The organism is Nocardia barduliensis (assembly GCF_013315795.1).
In the GTDB taxonomy this organism is placed as follows: Bacteria; Actinomycetota; Actinomycetes; order Mycobacteriales; family Mycobacteriaceae; genus Nocardia; species Nocardia barduliensis.
Genome location: NZ_JABLTE010000097.1, coordinates 20,446 through 29,967, shown reverse-complemented (window position 1 = coordinate 29,967; position 9,522 = coordinate 20,446). Strand labels below are relative to the sequence as shown.

9 protein-coding genes are annotated in these 9,522 nt (G+C 68.7%); 4 read left to right on the top strand and 5 right to left on the bottom strand.

The window, feature by feature from the left end; all coding sequences use genetic code 11:
* Window positions 1–283 precede the first annotated feature (283 nt).
* Window positions 284–1,828, bottom strand: a complete 1,545-nt coding sequence (guaB, locus tag HOV91_RS30530; RefSeq protein ID WP_174188772.1) for an IMP dehydrogenase — start codon at window positions 1,826–1,828, stop codon at window positions 284–286.
* Window positions 1,829–2,055: 227 nt separating this feature from the next.
* On the opposite strand from guaB, the gene HOV91_RS30525 reads away from it, so the two are divergent.
* Window positions 2,056–2,469 (top strand): DUF5319 domain-containing protein, encoded by a 414-nt coding sequence (locus HOV91_RS30525; protein WP_039795739.1) that lies wholly within the window; start codon window positions 2,056–2,058, stop codon window positions 2,467–2,469.
* 225 nt (window positions 2,470–2,694) lie between these two features.
* Here the strand turns inward: HOV91_RS30525 and HOV91_RS30520 are convergent, their stop codons facing one another.
* The 3 genes from HOV91_RS30520 to HOV91_RS30510 all read right to left on the bottom strand — a co-directional run bounded on the left by HOV91_RS30520 (window position 2,695) and on the right by HOV91_RS30510 (window position 5,414).
* Window positions 2,695–3,837: an anti-sigma-D factor RsdA gene (locus tag HOV91_RS30520; RefSeq protein WP_174188771.1), complete on the bottom strand. Its 1,143-nt coding sequence runs from the start codon at window positions 3,835–3,837 to the stop codon at window positions 2,695–2,697.
* On the bottom strand, window positions 3,830–4,408 hold the full coding sequence (locus HOV91_RS30515; protein ID WP_040864971.1) for a sigma-70 family RNA polymerase sigma factor: 579 nt from the start codon (window positions 4,406–4,408) through the stop codon (window positions 3,830–3,832). The genes HOV91_RS30520 and HOV91_RS30515 overlap by 8 nt, the downstream gene beginning before the upstream one ends.
* Window positions 4,409–4,541: 133 nt before the next feature.
* Window positions 4,542–5,414, bottom strand: a complete 873-nt coding sequence (locus HOV91_RS30510) for a hypothetical protein (protein WP_174188770.1) — start codon at window positions 5,412–5,414, stop codon at window positions 4,542–4,544.
* A 629-nt stretch (window positions 5,415–6,043) separates the two neighbouring features.
* On the opposite strand from HOV91_RS30510, the gene HOV91_RS30505 reads away from it, so the two are divergent.
* The 3 genes from HOV91_RS30505 (at window position 6,044) to HOV91_RS30495 (ending at window position 7,598) form a co-directional block, all read left to right on the top strand.
* Window positions 6,044–6,337: a WhiB family transcriptional regulator gene (locus HOV91_RS30505; protein WP_040865039.1), complete on the top strand. Its 294-nt coding sequence runs from the start codon at window positions 6,044–6,046 to the stop codon at window positions 6,335–6,337.
* Between the two features lie 432 nt (window positions 6,338–6,769).
* Window positions 6,770–7,345 (top strand): sigma-70 family RNA polymerase sigma factor, encoded by a 576-nt coding sequence (locus HOV91_RS30500; protein ID WP_043687700.1) that lies wholly within the window; start codon window positions 6,770–6,772, stop codon window positions 7,343–7,345.
* Between the two features lies 1 nt (window position 7,346).
* On the top strand, window positions 7,347–7,598 hold the full coding sequence (locus HOV91_RS30495) for an RskA family anti-sigma factor (protein WP_174188769.1): 252 nt from the start codon (window positions 7,347–7,349) through the stop codon (window positions 7,596–7,598).
* Window positions 7,599–7,820: 222 nt separating this feature from the next.
* Here the strand turns inward: HOV91_RS30495 and groL are convergent, their stop codons facing one another.
* On the bottom strand, window positions 7,821–9,431 hold the full coding sequence (gene groL, locus HOV91_RS30490; protein ID WP_174188768.1) for a chaperonin GroEL: 1,611 nt from the start codon (window positions 9,429–9,431) through the stop codon (window positions 7,821–7,823).
* Window positions 9,432–9,522: the final 91 nt, after the last annotated feature.

Below are 9,522 nucleotides of genomic sequence, written 5' to 3'. Positions count from 1 at the left end.
TGTCTGATTTGCAGCGCCTGCGGCGCTGCGTGTTCGCGACCCCTGGATGGCTCGCGTTCCAGCGGTCGAGACTCGCGCCTGCGGCGCATGCGCTTCGACCGCTGGAACGCGAGCCGGGCCGCGAACGGCGCTCGTAAGACTCGCGCCTCCAGTGGTTACTTGTGGGGGCAGGTGGGCAGCACTGTGCGCGCCGCCGACTGCCGCGCAGTTTGCTCACCGCCACAGCCGGTGGGCAAGCTCAATCATGCACGGACCGGTTGGTCCTGTACATGAACCTAGTGGGCTAGCCCCGGCCCGTGTAGTTAGGGGCCTCGACGGTCATCGTGATGTCGTGCGGGTGGCTCTCCTTGAGGCCCGCCGCGGTGATCTGCACGAACTGCGCCTCTTGCAGATGCGCGATCGACTGCGAGCCGGTGTAGCCCATGGCGGCGCGCAGGCCGCCGACCAGCTGGTGGATCACCTGGTTGACCGGGCCGCGGAACGGCACCCTGCCCTCGATGCCCTCGGGGACCAGCTTGTCCTCGGCCAGCACGTCGTCCTGGAAGTAACGGTCCTTCGAGAAGGACTTGGCCTGGCCGCGGCCCTGCATGGCGCCCAGCGAGCCCATGCCGCGGTAGCTCTTGAACTGCTTGCCGCCGACCAGGATCAGCTCGCCGGGGGACTCGGCGGTGCCCGCGAGCAACGAGCCGAGCATCACGGTGGACGCGCCCGCGGCGATGGCCTTGGCGATGTCGCCGGAGAACTGGATGCCGCCGTCGGCGATCACCGGGACGCCCGCGGGCTTGCACGCGGCGACCGCCTCCAGGATCGCGGTGATCTGCGGTGCGCCGACACCGGCGACGACGCGGGTGGTGCAGATGGAGCCGGGGCCGACACCCACCTTCACCGCGTCCGCGCCCGCTTCGACCAGGGCCGCCGCGCCCGCACGGGTGGCCACGTTGCCGCCGACCACCTGGATCCGGTCGCCGACCTCGGTCTTGACCTTGGTCACCATCTGCAGCACCTGCGCCTGATGGCCGTGCGCGGTGTCCACCACCAGCACGTCGACGCCCGCGTCGGCCAGCGTCATCGCACGCGACCACGCGTCCTCGCCGACCCCCACCGCGGCGCCGACCAGCAGGCGGCCGTCCCGGTCCTTGGTGGCGTTGGGGTACTGATCGGTCTTGACGAAGTCCTTGACGGTGATCAGGCCGCGCAGGCGCCCGTTGCCATCCACGATCGGCAGCTTCTCCACCTTGTGCCTGCGCAGCAGTCCCAGCGCGGCCTCGGCGGTCACGCCCTCCTGCGCGGTGATCAAGGGCGCCTTGGTCATCACGTCGGCGACGCGGCGGTTCTGGTCCACCTCGAAGCGCATGTCGCGGTTGGTGATGATGCCCACGAGCGCGCCGGTCTCGTCCACCACCGGAAGCCCGGAGATGCGGAACCGGGCGCACATGGCGTCGACCTCGGCGAGGGTGTCGGTCGGACGGCAGGTCACCGGGTCGGTGACCATGCCTGCCTCGGACCGCTTGACCGTCTCCACCTGGGAAGCCTGATCGGCCGCCGAGAGGTTGCGGTGCAACACGCCCATACCGCCCGCGCGGGCCATGGCGATCGCCATCCGCGCCTCGGTGACCGTGTCCATGGCCGAGCTGACCAGCGGCGTGCGCAGACGGATCTCCCTGGTCAGCAGGCTGGAGGTGGCCACAGAGCTGGGGATGAGATCCGAGGCGGCAGGCAGCAACAGCACATCGTCGAATGTGAGGCCGAGCATGGCGATCTTGTTCGGATCGTCGCCACCCGTAGGAGGGCGGACTGCGATTCGTTCGCCCGGTACGGGATTACTCATTCGGATCGACCCCTCCTGGACGTCGATAGCGACCGACGCGGGCGGAACCGGCGCCGTGACGGCTGATGGGATGGACGGTGGCGTTCGGCGGCGGTGCGGTGGGAACCCGCCGTAGCCTGTGCTCCATGGTATCTGTCCGGTGAACTCGCCGACGAAGTGAGCCCACCACCGAAACTGGCAGGCCGCATAGCTGGCGCAGACCACCCTGTTCTGCGTACCGTGGGGATGTGCGTGACCATCTACCACCTGGCTTGCCGCCGGATCCGTTCGCCGGAGACCCCTCCGACCCGTCCGCCGCGCTCGACGCCATCGAGCCCGGTGAACCGCTGGATCCCCACGAGCGCCTTGCGGTCGAGGAGGATCTCGCCGACCTGGCGGTGTACGAGGCACTGCTGGCCCACCGCGGGATTCGCGGACTCGTGGTCAGCTGTGAAGACTGCAGGCAGGACCACTACCACGACTGGGACATGTTGCGCGCCAACTTGCTGCAACTACTGGTCGACGGCACGGTCCGCCCGCACGAGCCCGCCTACGACCCGACGCCGGAAGCGTACGTCACCTGGGACTACTGCCGGGGCTACGCGGACGCCTCGATGAACGAGGCCTTCCACGGCGACGGGTTCGACGGATTCGACGGCTGAGACCAGCCGGACCGAGACGCACGCGGCCTCTCCGAGTCCCGCGTATCTCACGCTTGCCGCTGTGATTTTCGACGCACACCATCACGGCGCCCATCATTTGCCACGGCGCATCCTGTCGCCGAATCGCCATCCCGTACGCGGACAACCTGGACGTCCGATCCCGCACAAACAAAAAACCGATCGCCTGGCTTGGCGATCGGTTCGAGTCTTGCTCGAGATATTCGGTCAGCGACCGGGCGGCACGAACGAACCCGGGTTGGGGAAAGCCGGCACGCTGAAGGTCGGCGGCGGGTTGTAGTCCTGCGTCGGCGGCCGCGTCGCCGGCTGCTGTGGCGGCGGCGCCACCGTCGGGTTCCCGGTGTCCACGGTGGGATCCCCGATGGGCGGCTTGGCATCCGTGGTGGGCGGCTGCTGCGGCGGCATAGGCTCCCCGGTCGCCGGCGGCGTGGTCGCCGCGGGCGGCGGCGTGGTCACCGGAGGTGCCGTGGTCGGCGTGCCGCCACCGTTTGTCGTACCGCCGCCGTTCGGCGCCGTCGCGTCCACCGAGGGCGAGGGCTTGTCGGTCGGCTCGCCCGGCTGCTGCAGGATCGTCGAGGACCCGCCGGTCGTCGAATTGGGCTTCGTCGTCGCACTGGTACCCGGCGTGGCGCGCGGATCGGTGGTGTTGGGCACCGTCGATTCGAGCTGGTCGGCCAGTTCGGGGTTGTACTTGCGCAGCACAGCGAGCAACCGCTCCCACTCGGTCATCAACTCGGCACGCTTGTCCGGATCGCTGACCTGCGCGGCGCTCTCCTTGGCCCGCTCCAGGCGAACCTTCGCCTGCGCCGGATTCTGCTCGACCAGCGTCTTCGCCTCGTTCAGATCGTCGCCCGCACGCTGCACCACCGTGGTCTGGGCCTGTTCGCTGAACACGACCTCCTTGACCCGCCACAGCGGATCACCCGGCTCGGCGTTGTAGGAGAACGCCGTCATACCGCCGATGACCAGGGCCAGCGCCGCCGCGGTACCCATGATCGGGCGTAGCAGCCGCAGTCGCCCGCCGCTGTGCGCCCCGATACGAACCTGCCGCGCGCCGATCTCCTGGTTGACCGCGGCCACGATCGCATCCAGGTCCGGCTCGGCCGGCATCGGAGCCGCGATCAGCTCCGCCCGCCAGTCCGCGAGCAACGTCGCGAGCTGATACTCCTCGGCGCTGTCGGTGTGCACCGGACCATCGCTGGCGATGGCGTCGATCAGAGCATCGTCGCGGCGTACCGCGGCGATGTCGACCGGGCCGGTGTCACCGGACGCCTCGGCGTAGGGACCGCTGTTTCGCGATCCAAGCCGCGCCTTCCAGTCACCCCGACCGCGCTCGCCATCCCTAGCCATACATTTCACCTGCCCTCGCCACTTGTGACTTGAGTTTCGCGAGCGCCCTGTGTTGGGCCACCCGTATCGCACCCGCCGTACTGCCCACGGCGACTGCGGTTTCTTCCGCTGACAAACCCATGACCAAGCGCAGGATCAAGATCTCCCGATGCTTCTCAGGAAGCGTGGCGAGCAAACGGTTCATCTGTCTGCTCGTCTCTGACTCGAGAGCTCGTTGTTCCGGTCCCTGGTCGGTGGATATGACATCTGGTACTTCGGCCATCGCCTCCGCCTTGTTACGGGCGGCGTTGCGATGCGCGTCGGCGACCTTGTGCGAAGCGATCCCGTAGACAAAGGCCATGAAGGGCCTGCCCTGGTCTTGATACCTGGGCAAGGCTGTCATCACAGCCAGGCAAACCTCCTGCGCAACGTCGTCCGCGGAGAGCTGCCCACGCTCCGCGGCTCCGATCCGCGCGCGGCAGTAGCGCACCACCAGCGGGCGGATCATCTCCAGTACCTGAGCTAAAGCGGATCTGTCGCCCTGCGCAGCGGCAGCGACGGCGAGGTCCAACTCTTCGCCCGTGTGCGTCATCGTCAGAGATATTCCTGGCGTTACAAGTGGCACGGTCCGGTGACGACCAGTGCTTCCACCGAAGGGGCGGAACGGATCTAACAATAGCGACCCGTTGCCGGGATCTGGGCAACACGGTGGTCTCCGTGATCACCTACCGGTCACCAAGGGGGCGCAACGCGCCGCCACCACGCGCGATGGCCGCGGCGCACGCTGCCGCCTCAGCGGCCGCGTCGGCGTCACCGGAGCCGGCGCGCAGCATGGCGCAAGCCCAGCGCAATGGCAGCAGCCCGTGCTCGCGGCATAGCTCGGCGACTTCCTCGGCCGATACGCCGGATCGCTCGCGCGCGTCGCGCGTCGTGTCGGACGCGGCGATCAGCAGGCGGGACTTCACCTGGTGCCGCACCGAGGGGGACCGGTCGGCCAATTCCAGCGCGGCCGCCGCGTGCGCCGCCGCCGATTCGAAATCGCCTGTCGCCAAGGCCGTTTCCGCGGACACCCAGCGCAGGCGGATCGCCGGACGCCAGCCGGCCCCGTACCGGCGCGCCGCCGCAGCGCTGCGCCGCAGCAGCCGATCGGCCAGGGCGAGCCGCCCGGTCCCCAGCGCGTCGGCGGCCAGCCCGGTGAGCGCGTCACAGATCGCGTCGGCGCGGCTGGGCAGGTAGCCGGGCGCCTCGTTCGCCGCGTCGGCCTCCGCGGCGACCTCGGCGGTGAGGATCAGCGCGGCTGCCCGGCCGTCGAACGCCGCCGCACGGTCGTGCCAGCCGAGTTGGCGGAGGAAAGAGCCCTCCGTACTTCTCGCCAGTGAGAGGAGTACGGGGTCGGAACTGTGGTTGCATACCCTTCGCAATTCGGCGCGCGCCGCGGCGTACCGTCCCTGGCCGCCGAGCACCACCGCGCGATACCACCGGCCGAGGGCGTCGGAAGCGGGTGGCAACTCGGCGGCGGCGCGACCCGGATCGGCGCCGAAGGCGGCCTCGGCGAGGACCGCGACGTGAGGATCTCCGAGCGGAGCGGGCGCGAACACGGGCGCACTCTATCCTGCGCGCCGCGCGTGGCGGGACGACGAAAGGCGACCAGCGGCCCGACCGGCATCCGCTCGGCATTTCGCCGCCGCGCCGATGTTGCCATTAGGTAAATCTCGCCCCGGCAATCGCCCGGCGGCCGCGTCGGGAATTCATGCGCGTTTCGCGTAATTAACCTGCCGGCCCCGTTTCCGCCATCTTCGGATCCGCGCGCCGCGCGGGCCGTCGGCGCCCTCGGTGGCGGCCGCCATGCGCCCGGCATCCTGGCCGACGCGCCCCCACACCCTAGAAATCGCCTCTACCTGCAAGAACTCAAACGCGCCCAACACAGGCGGTACCGTGCCGCCTGCGGCCAACCGAACAGTATCGCCGGAACCGACACGAAAAGTAAACAGTTCGGAGGTTAAATTTCGCAGCGCGAGATTTGGAAAAGTGCTGCGTCGAAGTATTGACGGAATTTCGCGGCTGGACCTAACGTAACTCATCGCCACGGACGGCGCCGCGCGAAATTGCAGCGACCGCGAGGGGCGAGCCCCCCGGGCACCCCCGCCGACACGGCGTCGTGGCCCACGAACTGTTGCAGAACAACTGCTCGACAACGCTGACGAGCTCGCACCACGAGGAGTTCACCATGCCCATGCCGACCCACCTCCCGGGACCCAACGCCGATGTCTGGGATTGGCAGATGCGAGGATCGTGCCGCGGGCAGGATTCCGCGGTGTTCTTCCATCCCGACGGCGAGCGTGGCCGAGCCCGCACCGCGCGCGAGATGCGCGCCAAGGAGATCTGCCGCACCTGCCCGGTGCTCATGCAGTGCCGCACCCACGCGCTGAAAGTCAGCGAGCCCTATGGCATCTGGGGCGGCATGTCGGAGACCGAGCGCGAGATGCACGCGCGGCGCAACCGCCGCCGCATGGCCGTCTGACCCAATTTCCTCCCATCCGCACGCCACCGGGCGTCGAATCCCTAGCAAATAACGGGCCACTGCAACACGCTCGGCCGAGCCGATCACGCGACACGGTGAACGGTTCGTCGCCGGAGGTCGGCGCGTAGGTTCCGATCGGTCACCACCGATCGGCCGGCCGCCGTAGCGAAGGCCGGAAGCCGTGCACCCGCCGGTTCCAGCGCAGTGCGACAGCGCTCGGCGTGTCACGGCGTGTCTCCCGAGATATCCGGCGTGTCGGCGCTTTTCACCACGCGGTGCCGGTCCCGTGACGAGCTTGTGGGCACCCCAGCGGAAGGGAGGTCATAGCGGCACGCTACGGTGGTGACCGATGACACAGAATGGAGCGTTGTGACAACGCGGCCGCCAGCCGCAGAGGGCGACTCGTTCCGAAGAGAAGCCTTCCCACCCTCGGTGGATTCTGCGGTTACGGCACGCGCAGCCGAAAGTATCGAGCTCGCCGCGCTTTTACATCGATGCGGCCGGGCCGACCAGGAAGCATTCGCCGAACTGTACGACCGGACGTCCGCGCGCGTCTTCGGTCTGGTTCTGCGCGTCCTGCACGATCCGGGATACGCGGAGGAGACCACGCAAGAGGTCTATCTGCAGATCTGGCGGGTGGCATCGAGCTTCGACCCGGCGAAGGGTTCCGCGGTGACCTGGTTGATGACGCTCGCGCACCGGCGCGCCGTCGACCGGGTGCGCGCCGAGCAAGCCCACACCCAGCGCGAGGTCGCGTACGGGATCCGGGTGCTCGGCAACGAATTCGACGAGGTCACCGAAGAGGTCGAGCGCAGGTTCGAACAACAGGCCGTCTTGGCCGGCCTGGCCACACTCACCGAAACCCAGCGGGAAGCCATCTCGCTCGCCTACTACGGTGGGCGCACCTATGCGGAGGTAGCCACCTACCTCGACGTAGGGTTACCTACGGTTAAGTCCCGGATTCGGGACGGATTGACACGACTGAAGAAAAGTTTGGGGGTGACGTGAGATGAACGAACGCCAGATCGATCTCGCGCACACCGTCGCGCTCGGATCGATCGACGACGAAGACCATCAGGAAGTGCAGGAACTGCTCGACAACGAGGACCCCGCGCTACGCGCGGAGTTCGTCCGAGAAGTCAGAGACACGAAGGAAGCGCTCGCTGTTCTCGCCACGGCCACGGCGGCCACGCCGCCGCCGTCGCTGCGTGCTCGCTTACTCGCGGCCATCGCCGCCGAACAGCCGCCGGTCGCCAGCTGAATCCGGCGTCGGGCCAGGCATTCCCGCTCCGCGCGTACGGGCCCGACCGCCCGTGACAATTCCCACGGTCCTTCCGCGGCAACCGCGCGTCGAGCTTCGGAACATTCCCGGTATCAGCGGTGGACACATCACGGCCTCGAGCTGTCGGTAGTACGCGCAAGGCCCCCGAACCAGGCGGTTCGGGGGCCTTGTCAACGGCGTTGCCCCGCAGCGGCGCTGCGCTCAGTGCGCGTGGCCGTGGTGGCCGTGATCGTGCTGCTCCTCGGCGGGCTTGTCGACCACGGCGCTCTCGGTGGTGAGCACCATGCGCGCGACCGACGCCGCGTTCACGACGGCCGAACGGGTCACCTTCACCGGGTCGACCACACCGTCGGTGAGCAGGTCGCCGTAGGTGAGCGTGGCGGCGTTGAAGCCCTCCTTGCCCTCGGCCACCTTGCTGACCACCACCGCGCCGTCCAAGCCCGCGTTGGTGGCGATCCAGTACAGCGGAGCCTGCAGCGCGGTGCGCACCACCTCGACGCCGACGGCCTCGTCGCCGGACAGCGAGTCGCGCAACTCGACGAGCTTGCCGCTCGCCTGCACCAGAGCGGTGCCGCCGCCGGGCACGATGCCCTCTTCCACGGCGGCCTTGGCGGCGCTCACCGCGTCCTCGACGCGGTACTTGCGCTCCTTGAGCGCGGTCTCCGTGGCCGCGCCGACCTTGATCACCGCGACGCCGCCGGCCAGCTTGGCCAGCCGCTCCTCGAGCTTCTCGCGATCCCAGTCGGAGTCGGTGGCCTCGATCTCACGGCGCAGCTGCGCCACCCGCGCCTCCACGTCCGCCGCGGAACCGGAGCCGTCGATGATCGTGGTGTCGTCCTTGGTGACGACGACGCGACGGGTCTTGCCGAGCACGTCGAGGCCCGCTTCCCGCAGGGTGATGCCGAGATCGGGGTTGATCACGGTGCCGCCGGTGACCACGGCAAGGTCGTCGAGGAACGCCTTGCGGCGGTCGCCGAAGAACGGGGCCTTCACCGCGACGGCCTTGATCGTCTTGCGGATGGCGTTGACCACCAGGGTCGACAGCGCCTCGCCCTCGACGTCCTCGGCGATGATCAGGACCGGCTTGCCGCTCTCGGCCACCTTCTCCAGCAGGGGCAGGAAGTCCGGCAGCGAGCTGATCTTCTCGCGGTGCAGCAGGACGAACGCGTCCTCCAGGACGGCCTGCTGGCTGTCGGGATCGGTGATGAAGTAGGGCGAGAGGTAACCCTTGTCGAACTGCACGCCCTCGGTGACGACGAGTTCGGTCTGCAGCGTCGAGGACTCCTCGACGGTGACGACGCCGTCCTTGCCGACGGTGGTCAGCGCCTTGCCGACCATCTCGCCGATCTCCTCGTCACGCGAGGACACCGTCGCGACCTGCGCGATGGCCTGCTCACCGGAGACCGGGGTGGCCAGCGCGAGCAGCGCCTCGGAGACCGCGTCGGCGGCCTTGGCGATGCCGGAGCCGAGCACGATCGGATTCGCGCCGGCGGCAACGTTCTTCAGCCCGGCGCGGACCAGCGCCTGGGCCAGCACGGTGGCGGTGGTCGTGCCGTCACCCGCGACGTCGTTGGTCTTGGTGGCGACGCTCTTGACCAGCTGCGCGCCGAGGTTCTCGAACGGGTCTTCCAGCTCGATGTCGCGCGCGATGGTGACGCCGTCGTTGGTGACGGTGGGACCGCCGAAGGACTTCGCGAGCACGACATGCCGTCCGCGCGGGCCGAGAGTGACCTTGACCGCGTCGGCGAGCTTGTCGACGCCGCGTTCCAGAGCCCGGCGAGCCTTCTCGTCGAACTCGATCTGCTTTGCCATGAGGATTCGCTCCTGTAGTGGATTGCGGCGCTCCGGACCGCCACGGGCCCGTCGCTCGCACCGCTGTGCCGAATGAGCGGTGCTCCCGTGG

Bases quoted from the DNA above. Each gene is read 5' to 3' on its own strand.
- guaB (WP_174188772.1), bottom strand. From the start codon at position 1,828: ATGAGTAATCCCGTACCGGGCGAACGAATCGCAGTCCGCCCTCCTACG.
- HOV91_RS30520 (WP_174188771.1), bottom strand. From the start codon at position 3,837: ATGGCTAGGGATGGCGAGCGCGGTCGGGGTGACTGGAAGGCGCGGCTT.
- HOV91_RS30515 (WP_040864971.1), bottom strand. From the start codon at position 4,408: ATGACGCACACGGGCGAAGAGTTGGACCTCGCCGTCGCTGCCGCTGCG.
- HOV91_RS30505 (WP_040865039.1), top strand. From the start codon at position 6,044: ATGCCCATGCCGACCCACCTCCCGGGACCCAACGCCGATGTCTGGGAT.
- HOV91_RS30495 (WP_174188769.1), top strand. From the start codon at position 7,347: ATGAACGAACGCCAGATCGATCTCGCGCACACCGTCGCGCTCGGATCG.
- groL (WP_174188768.1), bottom strand. From the start codon at position 9,431: ATGGCAAAGCAGATCGAGTTCGACGAGAAGGCTCGCCGGGCTCTGGAA.